This is a genomic window from Marinactinospora thermotolerans DSM 45154, assembly GCF_900167435.1.
GTDB classification, from domain to species: domain Bacteria; phylum Actinomycetota; class Actinomycetes; order Streptosporangiales; family Streptosporangiaceae; genus Marinactinospora; species Marinactinospora thermotolerans.
Genome location: NZ_FUWS01000010.1, coordinates 1 through 25,165, shown reverse-complemented (window position 1 = coordinate 25,165; position 25,165 = coordinate 1). Strand labels below are relative to the sequence as shown.

20 protein-coding genes and 1 rRNA gene are annotated in these 25,165 nt (G+C 70.9%); 20 read left to right on the top strand and 1 reads right to left on the bottom strand.

Going from position 1 to position 25,165, the window contains the following annotated elements; all coding sequences use genetic code 11:
• Positions 1–57: 57 nt before the first annotated feature.
• The 18 genes from pheS (at position 58) to lhgO (ending at position 22,008) form a co-directional block, all read left to right on the top strand.
• Positions 58–1,176, top strand: coding sequence for a phenylalanine--tRNA ligase subunit alpha (gene pheS / locus B5D66_RS17545; protein ID WP_078762863.1), 1,119 nt, complete (start codon positions 58–60; stop codon positions 1,174–1,176).
• Entirely contained in the window at positions 1,176–3,668 is a 2,493-nt protein-coding gene (gene pheT, locus B5D66_RS17540; RefSeq protein ID WP_078762862.1) for a phenylalanine--tRNA ligase subunit beta, read from the top strand. Before pheS ends, pheT begins: the two co-directional genes overlap by 1 nt.
• Positions 3,669–3,781: 113 nt before the next feature.
• Positions 3,782–4,306 carry a MarR family winged helix-turn-helix transcriptional regulator gene (locus B5D66_RS17535; RefSeq protein ID WP_078762861.1) on the top strand — a complete coding sequence of 175 codons (525 nt, stop codon included), beginning with the start codon at positions 3,782–3,784 and terminating at the stop codon, positions 4,304–4,306.
• Between the two features lie 214 nt (positions 4,307–4,520).
• Positions 4,521–5,966: an NAD(P)/FAD-dependent oxidoreductase gene (locus B5D66_RS17530; protein ID WP_078762860.1), complete on the top strand. Its 1,446-nt coding sequence runs from the start codon at positions 4,521–4,523 to the stop codon at positions 5,964–5,966.
• 127 nt (positions 5,967–6,093) lie between these two features.
• The gene (gene argC, locus B5D66_RS17525; RefSeq protein WP_078762859.1) at positions 6,094–7,122 is read left to right on the top strand and encodes an N-acetyl-gamma-glutamyl-phosphate reductase; all 1,029 of its coding nucleotides are present in this window, start codon (positions 6,094–6,096) and stop codon (positions 7,120–7,122) included.
• Entirely contained in the window at positions 7,119–8,270 is a 1,152-nt protein-coding gene (argJ, locus tag B5D66_RS17520; protein ID WP_078762858.1) for a bifunctional glutamate N-acetyltransferase/amino-acid acetyltransferase ArgJ, read from the top strand. The genes argC and argJ overlap by 4 nt, the downstream gene beginning before the upstream one ends.
• Entirely contained in the window at positions 8,267–9,187 is a 921-nt protein-coding gene (gene argB, locus B5D66_RS17515) for an acetylglutamate kinase (RefSeq protein ID WP_078762857.1), read from the top strand. The genes argJ and argB overlap by 4 nt, the downstream gene beginning before the upstream one ends.
• Positions 9,184–10,386, top strand: a complete 1,203-nt coding sequence (locus B5D66_RS17510) for an acetylornithine transaminase (protein WP_078762856.1) — start codon at positions 9,184–9,186, stop codon at positions 10,384–10,386. Before argB ends, B5D66_RS17510 begins: the two co-directional genes overlap by 4 nt.
• Before the next feature lie 69 nt (positions 10,387–10,455).
• Positions 10,456–10,983: an arginine repressor gene (locus B5D66_RS17505; RefSeq protein ID WP_078762855.1), complete on the top strand. Its 528-nt coding sequence runs from the start codon at positions 10,456–10,458 to the stop codon at positions 10,981–10,983.
• Positions 10,984–11,274: 291 nt separating this feature from the next.
• Positions 11,275–12,702 carry an argininosuccinate lyase gene (gene argH, locus B5D66_RS17500; RefSeq protein WP_078762854.1) on the top strand — a complete coding sequence of 476 codons (1,428 nt, stop codon included), beginning with the start codon at positions 11,275–11,277 and terminating at the stop codon, positions 12,700–12,702.
• Positions 12,703–13,066: 364 nt separating this feature from the next.
• Positions 13,067–15,586 (top strand): sensor histidine kinase, encoded by a 2,520-nt coding sequence (locus tag B5D66_RS17495; protein WP_078762853.1) that lies wholly within the window; start codon positions 13,067–13,069, stop codon positions 15,584–15,586.
• Positions 15,586–16,020, top strand: coding sequence for a roadblock/LC7 domain-containing protein (locus B5D66_RS17490; protein ID WP_078763044.1), 435 nt, complete (start codon positions 15,586–15,588; stop codon positions 16,018–16,020). Before B5D66_RS17495 ends, B5D66_RS17490 begins: the two co-directional genes overlap by 1 nt.
• Positions 16,017–16,460, top strand: a complete 444-nt coding sequence (locus B5D66_RS17485; RefSeq protein ID WP_078762852.1) for a DUF742 domain-containing protein — start codon at positions 16,017–16,019, stop codon at positions 16,458–16,460. The genes B5D66_RS17490 and B5D66_RS17485 overlap by 4 nt, the downstream gene beginning before the upstream one ends.
• Positions 16,441–17,040, top strand: coding sequence for a GTP-binding protein (locus tag B5D66_RS17480; protein WP_078762851.1), 600 nt, complete (start codon positions 16,441–16,443; stop codon positions 17,038–17,040). The genes B5D66_RS17485 and B5D66_RS17480 overlap by 20 nt, the downstream gene beginning before the upstream one ends.
• 109 nt (positions 17,041–17,149) lie before the next feature.
• Positions 17,150–18,064, top strand: coding sequence for a sirohydrochlorin chelatase (locus tag B5D66_RS17475; RefSeq protein WP_078762850.1), 915 nt, complete (start codon positions 17,150–17,152; stop codon positions 18,062–18,064).
• 228 nt (positions 18,065–18,292) lie between these two features.
• Positions 18,293–20,341 (top strand): sensor histidine kinase, encoded by a 2,049-nt coding sequence (locus B5D66_RS17470; RefSeq protein WP_078762849.1) that lies wholly within the window; start codon positions 18,293–18,295, stop codon positions 20,339–20,341.
• A complete protein-coding gene (locus B5D66_RS17465) occupies positions 20,338–20,691 on the top strand; it encodes a DUF742 domain-containing protein (RefSeq protein ID WP_144390187.1) in 354 nt (117 codons plus the stop codon). The genes B5D66_RS17470 and B5D66_RS17465 overlap by 4 nt, the downstream gene beginning before the upstream one ends.
• 105 nt (positions 20,692–20,796) lie before the next feature.
• Entirely contained in the window at positions 20,797–22,008 is a 1,212-nt protein-coding gene (gene lhgO / locus B5D66_RS17460; protein WP_078762848.1) for an L-2-hydroxyglutarate oxidase, read from the top strand.
• A gap of 49 nt (positions 22,009–22,057) precedes the next feature.
• Here the strand turns inward: lhgO and B5D66_RS17455 are convergent, their stop codons facing one another.
• Positions 22,058–22,702 carry an HNH endonuclease family protein gene (locus B5D66_RS17455; RefSeq protein ID WP_078762847.1) on the bottom strand — a complete coding sequence of 215 codons (645 nt, stop codon included), beginning with the start codon at positions 22,700–22,702 and terminating at the stop codon, positions 22,058–22,060.
• A gap of 322 nt (positions 22,703–23,024) precedes the next feature.
• Between B5D66_RS17455 and tyrS the strand changes: the two genes are divergently transcribed.
• Together tyrS and B5D66_RS17445 are read left to right on the top strand one after the other, a co-directional pair.
• Positions 23,025–24,323 carry a tyrosine--tRNA ligase gene (gene tyrS / locus B5D66_RS17450; RefSeq protein ID WP_078762846.1) on the top strand — a complete coding sequence of 433 codons (1,299 nt, stop codon included), beginning with the start codon at positions 23,025–23,027 and terminating at the stop codon, positions 24,321–24,323.
• 733 nt (positions 24,324–25,056) lie between these two features.
• Positions 25,057–25,165 (top strand): 16S ribosomal RNA (locus B5D66_RS17445); the annotation flags it as partial.

The following is a 25,165-nucleotide window of genomic DNA, read 5'->3' as shown; positions in this document are numbered from 1 at the left end:
GTTCGGCGGGCCGTGACGGCCGCCCCGCCCACGGCGCGGGCGGCGAGGCAACCAATCATGTCTGCACCCAATAATTCCTATGATCCCGTCGAGGTGACCTCGTTGCACCCGGACGAGGTCGCCCGCATGCGCGAGGAGGCGCTGGCCGCCATCGCCGGGGCGTCCAGCCTGGAGGAGCTCAAGGAGGTCCGCCTCGCGCACGCCGGCGACCGCGCTCCGCTGGCGCTGGCCAACCGTGAGATCGGCGCGCTGCCGCCGGCGGCCAAGGCCGACGCGGGCAAGCGCGTCGGCGGCGCCCGGCGCGACGTCTCCGAGGCGCTCAAACGTCGCCAGGCCGAGTTGGAGGAGGAGCGTGACGCGCGCGTCCTCGTCGAGGAGGCCGTCGACGTCACGCTGCCGTGGGACCGGGTGTCCCGCGGGGCCCGCCACCCGCTCACGACGATCGCCGAGCGCATGACCGACATCTTCGTCGGAATGGGCTTCGAGGTGGCCGAAGGGCCCGAGGTCGAGGCCGAGTGGTACAACTTCGACGCCCTGAACTTCCAGCCCGACCACCCGGCACGCACCATGCAGGACACCTTCTTCGTCGAGGGGGCGGGGGGACGGCCCTCGGGGCTGGTGCTGCGCACGCACACCTCCCCGGTGCAGGTCCGGGCGCTGCTGACCCGCGAGCTGCCGGTCTACGTCGTCGCCCCGGGCACGACCTTCCGCACCGACGAGCTCGACGCGACCCACACCCCGGTCTTCCACCAGCTCGAAGGGCTGGTGGTGGACGAGGGCGTCACGCTGGCGCATCTGCGCGGCGCGATCGACGCGTTCGTCTCCCGGATGTTCGGTGAGGGACTGACCACCCGGTTCCGCCCCTCCTACTTCCCGTTCACCGAGCCTTCGGGAGAGGTGGACATGCAGTGCTTCGTCTGCCGGGGCGCTTCGGTCGGCAACCCCGACGCGCCCTGCCGCACCTGCAGCTCCGAGGGGTGGATCGAGATCGGCGGCTGCGGCGTCGTCAATCCGCGGGTGCTGACCGCGGCCGGGGTCGACACCGAACGCTACAGCGGCTGGGCGTTCGGTCTGGGGGTGGAGCGGACGCTCATGTTCGCCCACGGAGTCCGCGACATGCACGACATGGTCGAGGGGGACGTGCGGTTCACCTCGGCGTTCGGGATGGAGATCTGATGCGCGTCCCCGTTTCCTGGCTGCGGGAGTACGTCGACCTGCCCACTGAGGTGACGGCCCGTGAACTCGCCGCGAAGCTGATCGCGGCCGGTCTGGAGGTCGAGACCGTCGAGGAGGTCGGCGCCGACATCTCGGGGCCCATCGTGGTGGGCCGGGTGCTCGAGATCGAGGAGCTCACCGGTTTCAAGAAACCGATCCGCCACTGCCGGGTCGACGTCGGCGCGGCCAACGGGTCCGGTGAGCCGCAGAACATCATCTGTGGTGCCCGTAACTTCTCGGAGGGCGACCTGGTGGTCGTCTCCCTGCCGGGGGCCGAGCTGCCCGGCGGTTTCAAGATCGGCGCCCGCAAGACCTACGGCAGGATGTCGGAGGGCATGATCTGCTCGGCCTCCGAGCTGAACCTGTGGGAGGACCACGCGGGCATCATCGTGCTGCCCGAGGGGACGGCCGAGCCCGGTACCGACGCCTTCGAACTGCTCGGGCTGCGCGAGGACGTCCTCGACATCGCGGTCACCCCCGATCGGGGTTACGCCCTGTCCCTGCGCGGTGTGGCCCGTGAGGCCGCCGCGCTCTACGAGGTCGACTTCCGCGACCCCGCCGAGGCCGAGCCGATCGAGGAGAACGGCGAGGGCTACCCCGCCGAGATCGCCGACATCGACGCCTGCGACCGGTTCGTGCTGCGCGAGGTCAGCGGCTTCGACTCCGACGCGCCCACCCCCATGTGGATGAAGCGCCGCCTGGCGCTGGCCGGGATGCGGCCGGTGTCGCTGGCCGTCGACGTCACCAACTACGTCATGTGGGAGCTGGGCCAGCCCCTCCACGCCTTCGACCGCACCAAGCTGTCGGGGGGGATCGTGGTGCGCCGGGCCGAGGCGGGGGAGCGCCTGGAGACGCTCGACCACGTCGTTCGCGACCTCGACCCCGATGACATCGTCATCAGCGACGCGAGCGGTCCCATTTCGCTGGCCGGGACCATGGGCGGGCTCGACAGCGAGATCGACGACGCCTCCACCGAGCTGGTGATCGAGGCCGCGCACTTCTCGGCGCCGAACGTCGCGCGGATGGCACGGCGGCACAACCTGCACTCCGAGGCGTCCCGGCGGTTCGAACGCGGTGTCGACCGGGAGCTGCCGTTGCGGGCGTCGGCCCGGGCGGTGGAGTTGCTGACCAGGCTGGGAGGCGGTCGGCCGGGCGGGCTGACCAGTGTCGACCCGAAGGTGCCGGGGCCGGCCCCCATCGTCATCGCCGAGCGGCACGCGGCGCGCATCGCGGGGGTCGACTACCCCGAGGGCACCGCGGCCCGACGGTTGCGTCAGATCGGTTGTGAGGTCGTCGAAGAGGGGGACACGCTGCGGGTGTCCCCGCCGTCGTGGCGTCCCGACCTCACCGACCCCAACGACCTCGCGGAAGAGGTCATCCGCTACGAGGGCTACGAGAACATCCCCTCGATCCCGCCGCGCGCGCCGGTGGGGCGAGGGCTCAGCCCGGGGCAGCGGCTGCGCCGCGCCGTCGGGCGTGCCCTGGCCGGTGCCGGGTTCACCGAGGTGCTCTCCTACCCCTTCGTGGGGGAGCGTGACCTCGACGGTCTCCAGGTCGAGGCCGATGACGCGCGCCGCGACGCGCTCCGCCTGGCCAACCCCCTCAACGACGACGAACCGTTCCTGCGGACCACGTTGCTGCCGGGCCTGCTCAAGACGCTGGTCCGCAACGTCGGACGCGGGTTCCCCGACGTCGCCCTGTTCGAGATGGGTCTGGTCTACCTGCCGAAGGAGGGGATGCCCGCCGCGCCGCTGCCCGGGGTCGACCGCGCGCCCACGGCCGAGGAGCTCGCCGAGCTGGAAGCGGCCATCCCTCACCAGCCGCGCCGGGTGGCCGCGGTGCTGGCCGGCGACCGGGAACCCGCCGGCTGGTGGGGGCAGGGGCGGGCGGCCACGTGGGCCGACGCGATCGAGGCCGCGCGCGAGGTGGGACGTGCCGCCGGGGTCGAGATCACCGTCCGGCCCGGTCGGTACGCCCCCTGGCATCCGGGGCGCTGCGCCGAGCTGTATGTGACCGTGGACGGCGGTGAGGTCCTGGTCGGCCACGCCGGCGAACTCCACCCGCGGGTGACCAAGGCCTACGGGCTGCCCGCGCGCACCGCCGCGATGGAGGTCGACCTCGATCCCGTCGAGCGCGCGCGCGAGGCGGTGCGGGCTCCGGAGGTGTCCACCTATCCGGTGGCCACCCAGGACGTGGCGCTGGTCGTCGAGACGTCGGTGCCGGCGGGCGAGGTCGAGGCCGCGCTGCGCGAGGGCGCCGGGGAGCTTCTCGAGGACGTGCGCCTGTTCGATGTCTACACCGGTGAGCAGGTGGGCGAGGGGCGCAAGTCGCTGGCCTACTCGTTGCGTTTCCGGGCCGGGGACCGGACGCTGACGGCCGAGGAGGCCACGGCGGCGCGTGACGCCGCGGTGGCCGTGGCCGCCGAGCGTGTCGGAGCCGTACTGCGAGGGTGAACCACGACGGGTGGGGCCGGCGCTGTGGGGCGGCCCCACCCGTTCCCTTCCTGGAAAGATATTTCTAGATAGGATGTATCCCGCGGCCACGCTGAGGTGGCCGGGGAGGGGCGATGAGTACGGAGACGGAAACGACGACGGAGACGAACACGGAGTCTCCCGTCGGCGAAGGGGCCGGCGGGTGTATCGACGACGACGAACTGATCACCGCGTGGGGGCTGCTGCACGAGGCCCTCACCACGCTGGGGCCGCTGCTGCTGCGCGGTATCGATCCCTGTGGCCACGACATGTCGGGACCATGGTTTGAGGTCCTGCTCAGACTGCAGCGTTCCCCGCAGCATCGACTGCCGATGAGCCGGCTGGCCCGCGAGGTCAGTCTCAGCAGTGGTGGTTTCACCAAGCTCGCCGATCGGCTCGAACGCAACGGCTACCTCGCGCGCCAGTCCTGTCCCTCGGACCGGAGGGTCACCTATGCGGTGCTCACCCCCGAGGGGCTGGAGCTGGCCGAGCAGGCGCGGCGCAGACACGTCGAGCTGTTGCGGCTGCACGTGTTGCAGCCCTTGGGGAAGGGCGCGCTGCGCGATCTCGCCGACCACGCTCGGACGCTGCGTGACCACGCGCGGGAACGAACTACGTGACCGCGCCCGAGTGAAACCTCGGCCATCCCATGATCCGGGTGTCCTGTCCTCCCCCCCTTCGAGGGGAGCAGGGCGCCCAGGCTGATGTCGAACCGTGCATACCTCCGCAAAGGCCGCACAGGTACGCTGTCGGCGACCGGCCCGTTGCGCCCCTTCTGCGGCGCCGTGGATCCGTGTCGTCATGCCAGCACACAGGAGTCCAGGGGAAGACGACATGAAACTCATCGCCAGCGCGGCCGAGATGCGCGCGATTCCCCGTTCCGCGGAGTTCCGTAATGGCGGTGTCTCCTTCTGGTACCGGGAGACCGGGCTGCCCGAACGCCGTCCCGCGCTTCCCGGAAGCGCCGACTACGACGTCTGCATCGTCGGCGGTGGTTACACCGGCCTGTGGACGGCCTACTACCTGAAGAAGGCGCGGCCCGAGTTGCGGGTCGCGATCCTGGAGCGGGAGTTCGCGGGTTTCGGGGCCTCGGGACGTAACGGCGGATGGCTCTCCGCGGAGTTCGCCGGATCGCGGGAGCGCTACGCCCAGACGCACGGCAAGGGGGCGATGATCGCCCTGCAACGCGCCATGATGGCCGCGGTCGACGAGGTCATCGCGGTCGCCGAGGCGGAGGGGATCGACGCCGACATCGTCAAGGACGGCATGCGTCTGGTCGCCACCAACCAGGCCCAGCGCGAGCGCCTGGAGGAGGAGGTGCGCCACCTCCAGGAGTGGGGCTACTGGCCCGAGGACATCTACCTGCTCGAGGACGACCGCGAACCCGCGTTGCGCGTGGCCGACACGGTCGCCGCGGCCTACAGTCCGCACGCCGCGCGCATCCAGCCCGCCAAGCTCGTCCTCGGCCTGGCCTCGGTGGTCGAGGGACTCGGCGTCGACATCTTCGAGGACACCCCGGTGACCGAGATCCGGCCGAGGGAAGAGGGGCGTCCGGCCGCCGCCGTCACCGAGACGGGGGAGGAGGTCCGCGCCGAGTACGTGATCCGGGCGACGGAGGGGTTCACCGCCTCGCTGAGCGGTCAACGCCGCCAATGGCTGCCGATGAACAGTTCGATGATCGCCACGGAGCCCATCGGGGCCGACATCTGGGAACGGATCGGCTGGGAGCGCCGCGAGCTGCTCGGTGACAGCGCCCACACTTACATCTACGCCCAGCGCACCGCCGACGACCGCATCGCGATCGGGGGCCGGGGGATCCCCTACCGTTTCGGGTCGGGGCACGATTCCAACGGCGCGACCCCGCCGCAGACGATCGCGGAACTGTGGCGCGCGTTGACCCGGCTGTTCCCCGAGGTGCGCGAGGTGCCGGTCGCCCACGCCTGGTCCGGTGTGCTGGGCGTGCCCCGGGACTGGTGCCCGACGGTGAGCCTGAACCGTGAGGAGGGGCTCGGCTGGGCCGGCGGATATGTGGGCAGCGGGGTCACCACCTCCAACCTGGCCGGGCGGACACTGTGCGACCTCGTGCTGGGCCGGGACGGGGAGCTGGCCCGCCTGCCCTGGGTGGGACGACGGGTGCGTGGCTGGGAGCCCGAGCCTCTGCGCTGGGTGGGCACCCAGGTCATCTACGGCCTCTACCGCTCCGCCGACCGGCGCGAGGCCGACCGGGGGTCCCGGACCTCCAGACTCGCCGGGATCGCCGGGCGCATCGCCGGGCGGTGACGCCGGAGCGCCCTCGGCGCCCCGCGTGGTCCCGGTCACGCGGGGTTGTCCTCTCCCTCTCTTGCATAACTTTGCAGTCGAGTGCATGATGGTGCAGGAAAGTCGTCGCCGAGACGAGGAGAGCGGGATGGGGTATACGGCCGCTATCGCGGGGGCCAGTGGTTATGTCGGAGGTGAGCTCCTGCGCCTGCTGCTCGGCCACCCCGACATCGCGATCGGGACGTTGACAGCGGGCGGGAACGCGGGGACCCGCCTGGGGGACCACCACCCGCACCTGCGTCCCCTCGCCGACCGGGTGCTCGCCGAGACCGCCATCGCCGAGCTCGCCGGGCACGACATCGTCTTCCTGGCGTTGCCGCACGGACATTCCGCGGCCGTCGCCGCCGAACTCGGTGACAGCACCCTCGTCGTCGACTGCGGCGCCGACCACCGGCTCGCCGACCCCGACGCCTGGACCGCCTACTACGGTTCCGAGCACGCGGGCACCTGGCCCTACGGGCTCCCCGAACTCCCCGGTGCGCGTGAGAGGCTCGCCTCCACCAAGCGCATCGCGGTCCCCGGATGCTTCCCCACCTCCGGCACCCTCGCCATGTTCCCGGCCCTCGCCGAAGGACTGGTCCGCCCCGAGGTCGTGGTGGTCGCCGCCACCGGCACCTCCGGTGCCGGCAAGGCCCTCAAACCCCACCTGACCGCCAGCGAGGTCATGGGGGCGGTGAGCGTCTACGGTGTCGGCGGCACCCACCGGCACACCCCCGAGTTCACCCAGAACCTCTCCGCTGTCGCGGGCGCCCCCGTGACGGTGTCCTTCACGCCGATGCTGGTGCCCATGCCGCGCGGCATCCTGGCCACCTGCTCGGCGCCCCTCACCGAGGGGGCCACGGCGCAGGACGTGCGCGCGGCCTACGAACGCCGCTTCTCCGCCGAACCCTTCGTGCACCTGCTGCCCGAGGGGACATGGCCGACCACCGCGATGACCCTGGGGGCCAACACCGCGCTCGTCCAGGTCACCGTTGACGAACACGCCGGCAGGCTGATCGCCGTCGCCGCCATCGACAACCTCACCAAGGGCACCGCGGGCGGTGCGATCCAAAGCGCCAACATCGCCCTCGGGCTTCCCGAAACCACCGGACTTCCCCTGACAGGAGTCGCACCTTGAGCGTTACCGCCCCCCGTGGTTTCCGGGCGGCCGGCGTCGCCGCGGGTCTCAAACCCAGCGGCAACCGCGACGTCGCCGTCGTCATCAACGACGGACCCTCGCGAGCCGCAGCCGGCGTCTTCACCCGCAACCGGGTCAAGGCCGCGCCGGTCCTGTGGTCCGAGCAGGTCCTCAAAGGCGGCCGGGTGCGCGCCGTGGTCCTCAACGCGGGCAACGCCAACGCCTGCACGGGCGCCCCGGGGTTCCAGGACACCCACGCCACGGCCGAGCGCGCCGCCGCGGCCCTGGACGACTCCGCCGCCGAGATCGCGGTGTGCTCCACCGGTCTGATCGGCGAGCGGCTGCCGATGCCCGAACTCCTCGCCGGTGTCGACGCGGTCATCGCCGAGGCGGCCCGTGACGGTGGCCTGGCCGCGGCCGACGCGATCCGCACGACCGACACCGTCGCCAAGATCGCCTTCAAACGGGGCGAGGGGTACACCATCGGCGGTATGGCCAAGGGGGCGGGCATGCTCGCGCCATCGCTGGCCACCATGCTGTCGGTCATCACCACCGACGCGGACCTCACCGCCGAGCAGTGTGACCGGCTCCTGCGCCGGGCCACCTCGGTCACCTTCGACCGGATCGACTCCGACGGCTGCCTGTCCACCAACGACACCGTCCTGCTGCTGGCCAACGCCGCGTCCGGGGTCGTCCCCGACGAGGCGGAGTTCGCCCGGTTGCTCACCGAGGTCTGCGACGATCTGGCCCGCCAGCTCATCGCCGACGCCGAAGGCGCCTCCAAGTCCATCGCCATCGAGGTCGTGGGCGCGGCGAGCGAGGACGACGCGGTCACGGTCGCCCGCGCGATCGCCCGCAACAACCTGTTCAAGTGCGCGATCTACGGTGAGGACCCCAACTGGGGGCGGGTGCTCGCCGCCGTCGGCACCACCGACGCCGCCTTCGAACCCGACCAGCTCAACGTCGCCATCAACGGCGTCTGGATCTGCCGGGGCGGCGCCGTCGGCGACGACCGGGCCAAGGTCGACCTCAAGCCACGCGACGTCACCGTCACGGTCGACCTGTCCGCCGGAAGCTCGGCGGCCACCGTGTGGACCACGGACCTGACCGTCGAATACGTCCACGAGAACTCGGCCTACACGACATGATCTCCCGCGTCCACCAGCAGGCCCTGGACAAGGCCAACGTCCTCCTCGAGGCGCTTCCCTGGCTCACCCGCTTCCACGGCCACACCGTCGTGGTCAAGTACGGCGGCAACGCCATGACCTCGCCGGAGCTGCGCGCCGGCTTCGCCGAGAACATCGTGTTCCTCCTGCACGCGGGGCTGCGCCCGGTGGTCGTGCACGGGGGCGGACCCCAGATCAACGCGCACCTGAACCGGCTGGGGGTGGAGAGCACCTTCGCCGGCGGACTGCGGGTCACCACGCCCGAGACGATGGACATCGTGCGGATGGTGCTGGTCGGCCAGGTCAACCGCGAGATCGTCGGCCTGATCAACGCCCACGGTCCGTTCGCGGTCGGGATGTCCGGTGAGGACGCGCACCTGTTCACCGCCGAACGCAAGCCCGCCATCGTCGACGGCGAGCCCGTGGACATCGGTCTGGTCGGCGAGGTCGTCGACGTCCAGCCCGGCGCCGTCAACACCCTGCTGGACGACGGGCGCATCCCCGTCATCTCCAGCATCGCGCGCTCCGACGACGGCGTCTACAACGTCAACGCCGACACCGCGGCCGCGGCGCTGGCCGTCGGTCTCGACGCGAGTAAGCTCATCATGCTCACCGACGTCGAAGGGCTTTACGCCGACTACCCGACCAACTCCCGTCTCATCAGCCGGCTCACGGCCGGTGAGCTCGAGGAGCTGCTGCCCCACCTCTCCTCGGGCATGGTGCCCAAGATGGAGGCGTGCCTGCGCGCGGTGCGGGGCGGGGTCCCCCAGGCCCACGTCCTGGACGGGCGGCTGCCCAACGCGATGCTGCTGGAGATGTTCACCAACGACGGGATCGGCACCATGGTCGTCGCCGAGTCGGACGAACCGGTCGCCGCCACCGCAGGAGAGGACGCATGAGCGCCACGACCGCCCTTCAGGCGCGCTTCGAGGCCGCGCTGATGCCCAACTACGGCACCCCGCCCATCGCGCTGGCCCGAGGCGAGGGCAACCACGTCTGGGACGTCGAGGGCAGACGCTACCTCGACCTCATCGCGGGGATCGCGGTCTCCACCCTCGGCCACGGCCACCCGGCCCTGGTCAAGGCCGTCACCGAACAGGTCGCCACACTGGCGCACACCAGCAACCTGTTCCTGCACGAACGCGAGGTCGAACTGGCCGAGCGTCTCCTCGGCCTGCTGGGCGCGCAGGCCCGGGTCTTCTTCGCCAACTCCGGCACCGAGGCGAACGAGGCGGCGCTGAAACTGGTCAAGCGGGCCGCCGGGCCCGGACGCGACCACATCGTCTCCACGGTCGCGAGCTTCCACGGTCGCACCTCCGGCGCTCTCGCGATCACCGGCAAGGCGGCCATCCGCGACCCCTTCGGCCCGTTCGGGATGGACGTGCGCTTCGTCCCCTATGGAGACGGCGACGCGTTGCGCGAGGCGGTCGACGACTCCACCATCGCGGTCTTCGTCGAGCCCACCCAGGGCGAGGCGGGCATCGTCACGCCGCCCGCGGGCTACCTCGCCGACGTGCGCGAGGTCTGTGACGCCACCGGCGCGGCCTTCGTCCTGGACGAGATCCAAAGCGGCGTCGGCCGTACCGGACACTGGTTCGCCCACCAGGCGGCCGGTGTGCTGCCCGATGTGCTCACCCTCGCCAAGGGACTCGCCGGCGGGCTGCCCATCGGGGCCTGTGTCGGGTTCGGCCGCTACGGTGAAGCGTTCGCCAAGGGCGACCACGGCTCCACCTTCGGCGGTAACCCGGTCGCCGCCGCGGCCGCGCTCGCCGTGCTGGACACGATCGAGCGTGCGGACCTGCTCACCAACGCCGCCCGCACCGGTGAACTGCTGGCCGCGGGCGTCGAGGAGGTGGCGGATCCGCTGCTCCTCGGGGTGCGCGGCACGGGGCTGTGGCGCGCGCTGCTGCTCGCCGAACCGGCCGCCGTCGAGGTGCAAAGCGCCGCCGCCCGCCACGGTTTCCTGGTCAACGCGGTCGCGCCCGACATCGTGCGCGTCGCCCCTCCGCTGACCATCACCCCCGGCGAGGTCGAGGGGTTCGTCCGAGCGTTGCCGGCCATCCTCCAGGAGGCCGGTGGGGGAGGACAGGATGGCTGAGCCCGACCGTGTTCCCGTGATCCCGAAGAGGCGTTCGGGCGCCTCCCCCATCCGAGAGGACGGGCGACGATGAACGTCGGCGGTGCCCCCACCCCCATGACGAAGGCCGCGCGGCACGCCCGGATCACCGAGGTGCTGACGAAGAACGACGTCCGTTCCCAAAGCGAACTGGCGAAGCTGCTGGCCGAGTCCGGTGTCCAGGTCACCCAGGCCACCTTGTCGAGGGACCTGGACGAGCTGGGGGCGGTCAAACTGCGCACCGTCGACGGAAGCCTGGTCTACGTCCTGCCCGGGGAAGGCGGTGAGCGCCTCCAGCGGGCGCGCCCCGACAACCTGGATCTGGGACACGTGTCCAACTCGCGTCTGACCCGTCTCGCCGAGGACCTGCTGGTATCGGCGGAGTCCTCGGCCAACATGGTCATCGTCCGCACCCCTCCGGGGGCGGCGCAGTACCTGGCCTCGGCGATCGACCACACCGACATCCCCGCCATCCTGGGCACCATCGCCGGAGACGACACCATCCTGGTGATCTCCCGGGACCCCCAGGGGGGCGAGGAACTGGCGTCCGCGCTGCTGCGGCTGGCCAACCGGCGGTGACGCCGCCCGGGGACGGGCGGCGGGATCCCGGCCGTCAGGACGCGGTCCGGACCTGCGCGAGGAGCCGTCCGGCCGTGGTGTGGACGGCTACGATCAAGGCCCGCCCCGACCGGGCCACCGGTCCTGGGGCGGCGACACCGACCGCCACGGGACGGGACCCGTCCCGGCGCCGGACCTGGGGCTCCCACCCGCGGCCTTCGCCGCCGTGGCACGGCCCCCCGGAGAGAGCGCGGGAGCCCCGCCCCACCGACCCCATCCGTCTCTTCCAACGATTCACGTAAGGACCACATCGTGGCTGACGAGCCCGACACCTCCGTCACCCGGCTGTGGGGAGGCCGGTTCGCCGGCGGCCCCTCCGAGGCGCTCGCCCGGCTCTCCCTGAGCACCCACTTCGACTGGCGGCTCGCCCGGCACGACATCGCCGGCTCCCGCGCGCACGCCCGCGTCCTGCGCGCGGCCGGGCTGCTGGACGACGACGAGCTCGCCGGGATGCTGGACGGCCTGGACCGTCTGGAGGCCGACGTGGTCTCCGGGGCCTTCACCCCGGTCCTGGAGGACGAGGACGTGCACACCGCGTTGGAGCGCGGGTTCATCGAACGCGTCGGTCCCGAACTGGGCGGCCGGCTGCGCGCGGGACGTTCCCGCAACGATCAGATCGCCACGCTCGTGCGGATGTACCTGCGCGAACAGGCGCGGCTGATCGCCCAGGAGGTCCTCGCCCTGGTCACGGCGCTGGCCGACCAGGCGCAGGCCAACATCGACGTCGCGATGCCGGGCCGGACCCACCTCCAGCACGCCCAGCCGGTGCTGCTGGCCCACCACCTGATGGCGCACGCCTGGCCGTTGGTGCGCGACGTGGAGCGGTTGCGCGACTGGGACCGCCGGGCCGACGTCTCCGCCTACGGGTCCGGCGCGCTGGCGGGCTCCTCCCTCGGGCTGGACCCCGAGGCCGTGGCCGCCGACCTCGGTTTCTCGGCGTCGGTGGAGAACTCGATCGACGGGACCGCCTCCCGCGACGTCGTCGCCGAGTTCGGGTTCGTCACCGCGATGATCGGTGTGGACCTGTCCAGGCTCGCCGAGGAGATCATCCTGTGGTCGACCAAGGAGTTCTCCTTCGTCACCCTCGACGACGCCTTCGCGACCGGCTCCTCGATCATGCCGCAGAAGAAGAACCCCGACATCGCCGAGCTGGCCCGGGGCAAGTCCGGACGGCTCATCGGAGACCTCGCCGGTCTGCTGACCACGCTCAAGGGCCTGCCCCTCGCCTACAACCGCGACCTCCAGGAGGACAAGGAGCCGGTCTTCGACGCCGTGGACACCCTCCAGCTCCTCCTCCCGGCGTTCACCGGCATGGTGGCGACGCTGCGCTTCCACCGCGAGCGCATGGAGGAGCTGGCGCCGCAGGGCTTCTCCCTGGCCACCGACATCGCCGAGTGGCTGGTGCGCGCGAGGGTCCCGTTCCGCGAGGCGCACGAGATCGCCGGAGCGTGCGTGCGCCTGTGCGAGGAGCGGGGCATCGACCTGCCCGACCTCACCGACGCCGATTTCACGGCGATCTCGCCCCACCTGACGCCGGCGGTGCGGGAGGTGCTGACGGTGCGCGGATCCCTGGAGTCGCGTTCGGGCAAGGGCGGCACGGCGCCCGCGCGGGTGGCCGAACAGCTCACCCGACTCCGCGCCGCGGTCGCCGACCACGCCGGCTACGCAGAGAAGGGGTGAGCGACGCCCGGACGGCGGGTGGGCGTGGGAGAGGTGTCCTCCGCCCACTGCTGTTTCGGTAGCTTTTCCGGTGAGACGAACCGGAATATGGACGAATGCCGGCCTGAGTCGCTTACTCGGTACCGAATCCGACGAAGCGGCGTCAAGGCCTGCCCTGATGCTGTAGCGTCCAGTTCCTGCGGGCACCTTGGGTGCGCTCTCCCTAGCGGAACGTGACCAAGGGGCGGGCCAAGCCGGGCCGGGAGACGGGCGTGCGTGCCAGGTCGCGCTCCGAGGAGGGACCGATCCCCTCCTCGCTCCCGGCAGCGTCCGGCGCCATCCCGGCGCATGGCGATGCCCGCGTGCCCAGCGTGGGAGGAGCTTGATGGGCCAATCGGGCGGTACCGGCCGCAGTATCAGATCGCAGCTCAACAGGATCGTGCTGATCCCCAGCATCACATCCCTGTTGCTGTTCGTGATATTGAGCGGTGCGACCCTGGTCCAGGCGTTCTCACTGCGCACGGCGACCGAGGACGGAAAGATCGGCCTGGATCTGTACCGGGCCGTCGTCCAGCTCCAGCACGAACGCCGCCTCGCCCTGGCCTACCTCGGTGATCCCTCGACGGAATCCCTCCAGGTCCTGCGGGAGCAGGCCGACATCACCGACGACGCGGTGCGCGGCTTCCAGGAGAAGGCCGGGGACCTTGAGGAGAGCGACGAGGCCCTACGCCGTCGCGCGGTGACGTTCGTCAACGCCCTGGAGTCCCGTTCCCAGGTGCGCGAGAGCGTGGTCGCCGGCGAGCTCGACCCCGACGCCGCGATCGACGCCTACGGGGGCATCGTCACCGACGCCTACGCCTTCTACGAGGCCAAGGGGCGTCTCCTGGAGGACGGCCAGTCCGTCGCCCAGATCGGTGACGCGGTCTCCCTGCTGCGGGCGCAGGAACTGTTCTCCCGGGCCGACGCGCTGTTGACGGGGGCGGCCGCCCGTGGCGAGCTCAGCCCGGAGGAGCAGACCCGTTTCGCCGCCAACATCGTCAACCTCCGTTATCGCATGGAGGTCACCGGTCCGGTGCTCGGCGGCTCCTCCTTCACCGCCTACACCCGCATGACCAGTGCCGAGGGCTGGGCCGAGATCAACCGCCTGGCCGACCGGGTGGCGGCATACGAACCCGAGGTCACCGTGGACCCCATCACAGGGCAGCAGTCCACCTCCCGCGACCTCCCCGTCGAGGGCGATGCCTGGCGTGAGGCGGCCGACTCCGTCGACGCCGCCATGGTGGTCCTCGGCGAGACCCAGATCCAGACCGCGATCAACGCCACCGACAGCGCCAGCGCGCAGATGTTCACCACCGCTTTGGGAGCCGGACTGCTCTCCCTGTTCGCGGCCACGCTCGCCTACATGGTCGCGTCGCGTTCGGCCAACCGCCTGACCAGGCGACTGGTCCGGCTGCGCGCCGATACCCTGAGCATCGCCCACGAGGACCTGCCGCGGATCGTGCACCGGCTCGGCGAGGGCGAGTCCGTCGACCTCGACGCCGAGATGAAACAGCTCGACTACGGCACCGACGAGGTCGGCCAGGTGGCCGACGCGTTCAACACGGCGCAGCGCACCGCGGTGGCCGCGGCGGTGAAGCAGGCCGAGATCCGCGAGGGCGCCAACCGGGTCTTCCTCGGCATCGCCCACCGCAACCAGTCCCTCGTGCAGCGCCAGCTCCAGCTCCTCGACCGTGTCGAACGCGAGGAAGAGGACCCGGACCTGCTCGAGCACCTGTTCCAGCTCGACCACCTCGCCACCCGGGGCCGGCGCAACGCCGAGAACCTCATCATCCTCGGCGGCTCCCAACCGGGCCGGCGCTGGCGCAACCCGATCCCTCTCGTCGACATCCTGCGCGGCGCGATCTCCGAGACCGAGGAGTACGCCCGGGTCAAGTTGAAGGTCGTCCCCAACCTCTCGCTCCGCGGTGCCGTCGTCGCCGACGTCATCCACCTGGTCGCCGAACTCGTCGAGAACGCCACCGCGTTCTCCCCGCCCCACACCAAGGTGCACATCCACAGCGAGATCGTCCCCAAGGGGGTCGTCGTGGAGGTCGAGGACCGGGGGCTGGGCATGGGCGAGGACGACTACGCCGAGGCCAATGAGACCCTCTCCGGCGCTCCGGAGTTCGACGTCATGGCGATCAACGAGGACACCCGGCTCGGCCTGTTCGTCGTGGCGCGCCTGGCGGCCAAACACGACATCAACGTCCGGCTGTGCAGCTCCCCCTATGGGGGAACCCGCGCGGTGATCCTCATCCCCGCGGAGCTCATCGCCTCCGGTGAGCACTCCGACTCCCCGCTGCCGGGCGAAGAGCCGCTCGCCCGGCCGGGCGCGGCCGATCTGCTCGCACCGCGCGACGACCGGCCCGAGCCCCGGCCACCGGCGTCGCCCCCGCCCCCGCGACCGGTCATCCGCTCCCGCCCGGCCGTCACTGACACGGCCGGGCGGCGCGAGGACGCGTTGGTCTCCGCTCCCACCGCGTCCCGTCCCACGCTGCCCACACGGCCGACGAACGGGTCCGCGACCGCGGCGCCGTCGAAGTCCGCTGACCGCCCGGAGCTACCCAAACGGCGCAGACAGGCCAATCTGGCGCCCCAGCTGCGGCAGGAGACGGCGCAGGGCGCGGCGGACGGCGTGTGGCCGAGCACGATCCGCTCTCCCGAGGAGGCGCGTCGCGTGATGGACGCCTTCCAAAGCGGCACCCGACGAGGTCGGGCCGAAGACCTCGGTGATCCGCCCTCTGAACCGCTGGAGGGTGCCTGGAAGGTCGGGGAGGGCGACCATCCCGGCTCAGCGACCACCGCGCGTAGCGGTGACGGGGACATCGGCCGACCGGCCGGTGACCACACTGAAGAGAGTGAATGATGGTGGAGATGAGCAACGCTACGGGAGACCTGAACTGGCTGCTCGACGACCTGGTCGACCGCGTGGTCGGCGCGGACCACGCCATCGTGTTGTCCGCTGATGGGCTTCTCATCGGCCGTTCCCGTGACCTGCTGGCCGAAGACGGTGAACACCTTTCGGCGGTGGCGTCGGCCTTCCAGAGCCTGGCACGGGGCACGGGGCGCCACTTCGGAGGAGGCGCCGTTCGGCAGACCGTCGTGGAGATGGAGCACGCCTACCTGTTCGTGACCGCGGCGGGCGAGGGAGCCTGTCTCGCGGTCCTCGCCTCCGAGGACGCGGATGTCGGCCTCGTCGCCTACGAGATGAACATGCGGATCAAGCGGGTCGGTCAGTTCCTCAGTACCGCGCCACGCTTTCCTGAGTCCGCCGGCGTCGTCGGCGGCAGCAGGTCATGATGCACTCAGGGGAGAACCGGCTCGGTGCTCTGCCCTCCCGCCTGCCGCGCGGAGCGGACGAGGGCGCCGAGCCGCAACCCGGTGACTCTCTCCCCGACGCCGCGGCCGGCCCCCTGGTGCGTCCTTACACCATGACGGGTGGCCGGACCCGTCCGGGCTCGATCGAACTGGACCTGATCAGCGTTGTCGTCGCGGCGCGTCAACACGTTGAGCAGGGCACCCTGGAACCCGAGCACGAGGCGATCCTGCAACTGTGCCGGCGACCGCTCTCCGTCGCGGAGATCTCCGCGCACCTGGATATCCCGCTCACCGTGATCAAGGTGCTGTTGGGCGATCTCATCAGCAGGGGCGCCGTTCTCGCGCGCGCCCCGCTACCCACCGCGCAACCCCCTCAAATGAACGTACTTCAGGCGGTACTTGATGGCATCCGTAGGCTCTGAGGAAGAGGCCGGCACCGAGGTGATCCCCCTAGCGGTCAAGATCCTGATCGCTGGCGGATTCGGCGCCGGGAAAACGACGCTGGTGGGCTCGGTCAGCGAGATCACCCCGCTCAGCACCGAGGAGGTGATGACCGAGGCGAGCCTCGGCATCGATGATCTCAACGGGGTCGAGGAGAAGACGACCACGACCGTCGCATTGGATTTCGGCCGCATCACCATCAGCGACGGAGTCGTCCTCTACCTGTTCGGCACTCCCGGCCAGGACCGTTTCTGGTTCATGTGGGAGGAACTGGCCCAAGGCGCCCTGGGGGCGGTCGTCCTCGCCGACACCCGGCGCCTGGAGACCTGCTTCCACGCCGTGGACTTCTTCGAACGCAGGGGCGTTCCCTTCGTCATCGCGGTCAACCGCTTCGACGGGGCCCACGCCTACACCGAGCACGAGGTCCGCGAGGCCATCGGGACCGGGCCGGACGTGCCGATCCTGATGGCGGACGCGCGCAGCCGCGAATCCGCCAAGGACGTGTTGATAACGCTGGTGGAACACGTCATGACGCACCACACCCCGGCGGTCACCGGCTGACCGCCTCCGTTCCCCTCATCCGGCGATGATCCGCTCTTCCCATGCCCCCGCCAGTGACGGGAAAGTGCGAAGGCGCGATCATCACTCCCGACTCGTTAGCATCTTTCGCGTGAATCCTGACACTACGCAGAATCCGGACAGGCTCCCCCCGCGTGATCTTCCCCGGCGACGCTCCGGGCGGCACCGCAACCCGCTGTCGTTCGACAGCGCCATCGGTACGCCCGAGCTCGTCCTCGCCGTGCCCGGCGCGGCCGAGGCCGACCCCCTCGGCCGCCAGATGGCCGATCTCGTCCGCGCCTACCGTCCCGAGGTCGAGATCCGTTTCGGCTACGCCGAGGGGGAGCAGCACCGGCTCGGTGACGTCCTCGCCGGTCTCGAAGCACACGAGGGGCGCGCGGTGCGCGCCGTCATCGTCCCCCTGGTCACCGCGCCGCACGCCCCCACGTTGAAGGCCATCGACGACGCGGTCGCGGCCACCGGCGCCGACGTCCGGGTCAGCGAGGGGCTGGGGCCCCACCCGATGCTCGCCGAGGTGCTCCACCTGCGCCTGGCCGAGGCCGGGTTCGTCCGCGCCGACCGCATGCGCCTCATCAGCGTCGTGGCGGCCGGCACGGGAATGGCCGACGGCGTCGTCGTGGGGTCGGCCGGCGGCTCCGAGGCGCTCGGCGCCGCGGGGGTGACCGCGGTGCTCCTCGCCGCGCGGCTCGGCGTCACCGTGCTGCCCGCGGCGATGGACGACCCCGACCACATCAAGGAGGTGTTCGGCCAGCTACGCGACGCCGGGTGCGTCAGCCCGGTCCTCGCGCCCAGCGTCATCGGAGCCGAGTTCCCCGCCGAGGCCGTGACCGAACTCGCCCAGCAGCACGGCGCCCGCGCCTGTGCCCCGCTCGGCACCAACAGCACGATCGCCAAGATCGTCGCGTTGCGCTACGCCGAGATCCTCAACTCGTTGGGGATCGAAGAACCGCCGACTCTGGAAGAGCTCCCCGCACCGGTGGGCTCCCGGCACCGTCCAGAGAGCTGAGCGCCTTCGCCGCCCCGCCACGGCACCGACGGTTCGGCGACGCCTTCGGTGCCGTGGCGGGGAAGGCAGTCCCCCCTCGTCGCTTACGAACAGTGATGAAGTGATCACGAGGCGGCGTCGAATCCGGTAGCGTCGGTCTCCGCGAAGGGCGCCGCGTGCCGGTCGGCACTGCTCTGCGCAGCAATCTCCACCCCGTCCGCCGCGCGCCCGTTCACGGGGGGAGAACCCATGGACACAACGCGCGGACAGACCGCGAGTACCACCATCCGCCGTCAGCTCACCCGGATCGTCCTGGTTCCCAGCATCAGTTTCCTGGCACTGTGGGCGACCGTCACCACGGTGGGCGCGGTCCAGGCGGGGGCGCTGATGCTGTCGGCGACCGACGGACGCATGGGGGCCGAGGCGTTCGGCTCGATCGTCGGCCAGCTGCGCGAGGAACGCCGGCTCGCCCAGATCCACCTCGGATCCCCCTCCCCGGCGTCGCTCACCGCCCTGGAGGAACAGTGGCGGCGTACCGACGAGGCGTTCACGGCGGAGCGGGACACCATCCTGCTACTCGGCGAGCGAGCCGGGGGCGAGAGCGGGGAGCAGGCCGAAGAGTTCCTCGACACCTGGGAGGAGCTTCCCCGGTTGAGGAGCGAGGTGGCCGAGAACAGGGTCCACCGGGAGGCCGCGCTGGAACGCTACTCCGATCTCGTCGCCGACGCCCATCTGGTCTCCGAGGTGATCGTGATGGGCGTGGGCGACAACGGGAGCCTCACCGAGGGGGTCCTCGCCCTCCAGGTCCTCCGGGCGCGGGACGAGTACTCCCAGGCCGAGGCCCTCCTCGCCGGGGCGATCGCTGCGGGAGGGATGTCCTACGCGGAAACGGCCCACTTCACCCACCTGACGGCCTCCTACCGCGACAGGCTCACCAACGCCCGCCGTGACATGTCCCCCTCGGTCGCCGCGCGCTACGACTCGATGGTCAAGACCGCGCCCTGGGAGGAGGTCCAGCGGCTCAGCAGGGCCGTGGTCACCCGGGACCCGGTGAAGGACACGGCCCTGCCTTTCGGGACGACGGCGACCTGGAACAGCGACATTCCCGTCACCGCCGCGCAGTGGCACACCACGGCCCGGGCCACCGACCCGGTCCTGGGCGAACTCACGGCGGCGCAGGTTCAGATCTCCCTTGAGCAGGCCCGCCGGTCGGCTCTGCGCGGCGTCCTCCTCAACGCCTGTGGCTGCCTGTCCGCGCTCGCCGCCGGGGCGCTGGCGATCAACAGCGCCCTACGTTCCTCCCGCGGTCTCACCGAGCGTCTCCAGCGCCTGCGCGCCGAAACCCTGGAGCTCTCCGACACGCGCCTGCCCGACATCGTCTCCCGGCTTCAAGAGGGACGCCGCGTCGACCTCGCGCTGGAGCCGCCACCGCTATGGCACGGCGCGGACGAGATCGGCCAGGTGGCCGACGCGTTCAACACGGCGCAGCGCACCGCGGTGGCCGCGGCGGTGAAGCAGGCCGAGATCCGCGAGGGCGCCAACCGGGTCTTCCTCGGCATCGCCTACCGCAACCAGACCCTGGTGCAGCGCCAGCTCCGCCTGCTCGACGAGATGGAGCACGCGGAGAGCGACCCCGAGACGCTGCGCCGGCTCTTCCGCCTGGACCATCTCGTCACCCGGGGACGGCGCTACGCCGACAACCTCATCATCCTCGGCGGGGCCCATTCGGCCAGGCGGTGGCGGGAACCGCTCCCCCTCGTCGACGTGCTGCGCGCGGCCATCTCGGAGACGGAGGACTACGAGCGCGTCCGGCTCAGATCCGCGCCGAAGATGAGCGTCCAGGGCTTCGCGGTGGCCGACGTCGTCCACCTGCTGGCCGAGCTCATCGAGAACGCCACGCAGTTCTCCCCCGAGGGCTCGGCCGTCGACGTCAACAGCGGCCTGGTCTCCTCGGGGCTCACGGTCGACGTCGAGGACCGTGGGCTCGGCATGACCCACAGCGCCTATGAGGCGATCAACCGCACGCTCGCGGAAGCCCCGGAGTTCGACGTCATGGCCTTTCCGGACGAGCCCCGGCTCGGCCTGTTCGTCGTCGCCCGGCTCGCCGAGCGGCACGGGGTCAAGGTGCGCCTGTGTCCCTCCCCCTATGGGGGGACCCGCGCGGTCGCGGTCCTTCCCGCGCGCCTGCTGGAAGAGGCGCCGTCCCCGGACACGGCCGGTCAGGAGCTCACCTCTCTCCGCCTGCGACACCTCGCGGAGCGAACCGGGTCGTCGCGTCCAGGCGGGGCGGCCCGGTGATCGTGGGCGACGGAGGCCGCGGCCCGGCGCGGTTGCTCCGTCCGTTCGCGCTCGGACTGGGAGGCGGGGCCGCTACCTCACTGGACCTGCTCTGTCGTGTCGTCGCCGCCCGTTCGCCTGGCGAGACAGGGGCCTGCCAACCCGAGAGGGAGACGGTCCTGCGGCTGTGCCTGCGTCCTCGCAGCGTCGCGGAGGTGTCGGCGGTCCTGGACATACCGCTCACGGCCGCGCGTCTGCTGCTCGCGGACATGATCGGCAGAGGGGAGCTGCGCTCCTGCGCGGACGGGGCGAAGGCCGTCGAGGAGGGGGTGGTGTTGCGCGCCGTCCTGGACGGTCTGCGAGCGCTGTAGAGGGACCGGCTCCGGCGCTGGAGTCCCGCTGTGGCGAGGGGACCCGGTACCCCCGGGGGCGCCCCGCTGCTAGTTGTGGAGTCCGGACCGTCCAACGGAGGTGAAGTGAGCACCGAACGCATTGGCATCATCGGAGCCGGCATCATCGGTCTGGCTCTCGCCCGACGCATCGCCCAGGTGCGGCCCGAGGCCCGGGTCACCGTTATGGAGAAGGAGTCCCGTGTCGCCGCGCACCAGACCGGCCACAACAGCGGGGTCGTCCACGCCGGCCTGTACTACCGGCCGGGCTCGCTCAAGGCGACCTTGTGCCGGCGCGGGGTCGGGATGCTCCGCGACTACTGCGCCGAGCGCGGTCTTCCCTACGAGCAGGTGGGCAAGGTCCTGGTCGCGCGTACCGCCGAGGAGGCCGCGCGCCTGCGCGACATCGAACGCACCGCCACGGCGAACGGAGTCCCGGGGGTGCGCCTGCTGGGTCCGGAGGGACTACGCGAACTCGAGCCCCACGTTCGCGGCGTCGCCGCGCTGCACTCACCGAGCACCGCCATCACCGACTACGGCGCGGTCGCCGAGGCGTTGGCCGCGGATGTCCGGCGGGCCGGGGGCAGGGTGCTGTTGCGGACCCCGGTGATCGGGTTGCGCCAGGACGCCGACGGGGCCGACGTGCTCACCGGAGATCCCCGGGGAGAGCGTCTCCGGCACCGCTTCGACAGGGTCGTGGTCTGCGCGGGCCTGCAGGGCGATCGCCTCGTCCGGCTCGCCGGGGCCGCCGGCGACCCGCGCATCGTCCCCTTCCGCGGCCAGTACCACGAGCTGCTGCCCGAGCGCCGCCACCTCGTCCGCGGGCTCGTCTATCCGGTCCCCGACCCGCGCTACCCCTTTCTCGGGGTCCATCTCACCCGTCACGTCCACGGCGAGGTGCTGGCCGGTCCCAACGCGATCCTCGCCACCGCCCTCGAGGGCTACCGCGCCCGCGACCTGTCCGTCCGGGAGCTCGCCACGACGCTGACCTGGCCCGGTTTCTGGCGACTGGCCGGCCGCCACTGGACCACCGGTGTCCGGGAGATGGCCGTCTCGGTGTCACGCGCCGCCTTCGCCCGGCAGGCGCGCCGGCTCGTGCCCGAGCTCTCCGCCGCCGATCTGCGACCGGCTCCGGCCGGCGTGCGGGCCCAGGCCCTGGGCGCCGACGGGAACCTCCTCGACGACTTCGCGATCGCCGAGCACGGGCGGTTCGTGTTCGTGCGCAACGCGCCCTCCCCCGCGGCGACCTCGTCCCTGGCGATCGCCGAGCACCTCGCCCCTTTGGCCCTCGCCTCCTAAAGACGGCGCCCCGCCCGGCAGGGCCGGGCGGGGCGCGGGTCCTCGCGGGTCAGCAGGCGGAACCGAGCAGGTCCTGCAACGCGGCCTTCTCGGCGGAGTCGACGCTCAGCGACCAGGTGTGCTTGACGTGCACCCAGGTGCGGGCGTAGGTGCAGTGGATCCCCGTCCGGGCGGGCAGCCATTCCGCGGGATCCTTGTCGCCCTTGGCCGAGTTGCTCGTGGCGGTCACCGCCCACAGCTGGCCGGTGGTCAGGTCGTTGGCGAACGCCTGGCGCCGGCTCGTCGTCCAGGTGTCGGCGCCCGAGCGCCAGGCCTCGGCGAGGGGGACGAAGTGGTCGATGCTGATCTGGGAGGGGACCGAGGTCGTCACCCCGTCATAGGGGCTGGTCCAGCTCCCGGCGGTCGGATAGCAGTCGGAACCGACCCGGACGCCCGATCCGTCGCGTTTGAGCACGGTCTCGCGGGTGTTGCAGCTTCCTTCCACCGTGGTCCAGTGCGGGAACAGGTCACGGTCGTAGCTGGAGGAGGCCCCTTCGGGCTCGACCACGAGTCCGGCGAGTTGGGAGCGCGCCTCCGACAACGAGGGCGGCGGCGGGGGAGCGGCGGCCGCAGGGGAGGACAGTCCCGCCACGAGGAGGAGGGCGGCGGCAACCGCCGCGGCGAGGCCGGCTGCGCGGCGCGGAATCAGGTGCATGCGTGTCTCCAGAGCAGAGCGGGTGCCGGATCGACACGGCCACCTTGGACCGGCGGGTTCACAAGCACAACATCAGATGGTGAACAAGTCGTTACCAAAAGTGTCCGATTGTGGCCTGGGCGGTGTGCCGCTCTCCCGGCCGGCGCCCGCCACCACAAGACCATCCCGTCGCTCCCGAGACCCCTCGGAGGGAAGGGGAGGAGGATCACCATGTCGGCCGGGGAGGGACCGGATACGGTAGAGGACGTCCGGACCCCGCCAGGCCGTCCGGCCTGCGCAGCGACCGGGCCACGCAACCATCCGACCACGCTGGAAAGACACCGTGACCGACATCATCGACGAACTCGAATGGCGCGGGCTCCTCGCGCAGACCACCGACCTTGACGAACTCCGCAAGGCACTCGCCGATGGCCCGGTCACCCTCTATTGCGGCTTCGACCCGACCGCCGGGAGCCTCCACGTCGGGCACCTCACCCAGATCCTCACCCTGGCCCGCTTCCAGCGGGCCGGACATCGGCCGATCGCGCTCGTCGGCGGGGGCACCGGACTGATCGGCGATCCCAAGCCCAACGCCGAGCGGACGCTCAACTCCCCCGAGACCGTCAAGGGGTGGGTCAAGGTCCTCGGCCGTCAGCTCTCCGCCTTCCTGCGCTTCACCCCCGAAGGCGAGACCCCCGCGCCCGACGACGCCATCCTGGAGGACAACGGCAGGTGGCTCGCCGAGATGAGCTCGATCGAGCTCCTGCGCGACATCGGCAAGCACTTCAGCGTCAACCAGATGCTCGCGCGCGAGACCGTCAAGAGCCGTCTTGACGGAGCGGGAATGAGCTACACCGAGTTCAGTTACGTGCTCCTCCAGTCCTACGACTACGTCGAGCTCTACCGCCGCTACGGCTGTGTCCTGCAGACCGGGGGCAGCGACCAGTGGGGCAACATCACCGCGGGCCTGGACCTGATCCGCCGAATGGACGGAAACGAGCCGCACGGCCCCGCGCACGGGCTCACGACGAACCTCCTCACCAAGAGCGACGGGACGAAGTTCGGCAAGACCGAGAGCGGGACGGTGTGGCTCGACCCCGAGCTGACCAGTCCCTACGCCTTCTACCAGTTCTGGTTCAACACCGACGACCGTGACGTCGTGCGCTACCTCAAGGTGTTCAGCTTCCGCTCCCGCGAGGAGATCGAGGAGCTGGAGCGCCAGACGCTCGAGCGTCCCGCCGCCCGCGCGGCCCAGCGCGCGCTCGCGGAGGAGCTCACCGTGCTGGTGCACGGAAGGGAGGAGTGCGACAAGGTGGTCGAGGCGAGCAAGGCCCTGTTCGGCCAGGGTGACCTGGGCGGGCTGGACTCCGCGACCCTTGGCGCGGCCCTCGCCGAGGTGCCCCGCGCCGAGGTCTCCGGTCCGGTGGACGTCCTGCCCCCGGTGGTCGACCTGCTCGCCGAGACCGGGTTGGTCGCGAGCAAGTCGGCGGCCCGGCGCGTGGTGCAGGAAGGCGGTGCCTACCTCAACAACGCGAAGCTCACCGATGTGGACGCACGGGTCTCCGCGGAGGATCTGTTGCACGGCCGCTACCTCGTGCTGCGCAGGGGGAAGCGCAACGTCGGCGGGGTCGTGGTGAGCTAGCCGCCACGGGGCCGGTGAGGAGCGGGCCTCCTCGCCGGCCCTGCCCGGCCCCGGACCCGCCGCCGAAATTTTTTCGGCGAGGGTGTTTGAGGCGGGAGGGCACGGGCAGGTATGACCTTGAAACAATCAACCTGACGTACCGCGCAGATCCCTCCGACGACCTGCGTGAGCTCGGGAGCGACCGGCCTGTCCCAAGGCCGATACCCCGGTGACCAGGGCTTCTGTCCCGGTCCGGGGCTCGATTTGACGCTCTTGGGCGCGGAGCCTATTGTTACCCGTGCACCGCGGGGAGCCGGAGGAGCCACAAGGCTCTGGAAGGCCGTCGCGGGGCCGATCCGAAGAGCGAACCGGTCACGACGACAGTCGGGGAGCGGTAAGGTCTGATCTCGGTTCTCCGCCGAGAATAATCGGATAGGCTTAACCGGAAATGAATTTCCGAAAAGGCAATTTGGTCCTGATCGGAAAACTCCGGTAAGCTGGAGAAACAACAAAGCGGAAGCACCGCCTCTGCGGAAGAGCGTCGGACGAGGGTTCGGGCTTGTAGGCGAGGATGCGGTTGTTTTTTGAGAACTCAACAGCGCGTGTTCGATTTTCTTTAAGCCAAGTTTGTTTTGGCCCCGTCCACCACGATGGTGGTGGGTAGGGTTCCTTTGATTACTCCATGATTGTTGGAGTGGTCAGGGTTCACCTCTTCCAGGTTTGCCGGTGGCCGTGTGTTGCCGGTGGTTAGACCTTGATGGAGAGTTTGATCCTGGCTCAGGACGAACGCTGGCGGCGTGCTTAACACATGCAAGTCGAGCGGTAAGGCCCTTCGGGGTACACGAGCGGCGAACGGGTGAGTA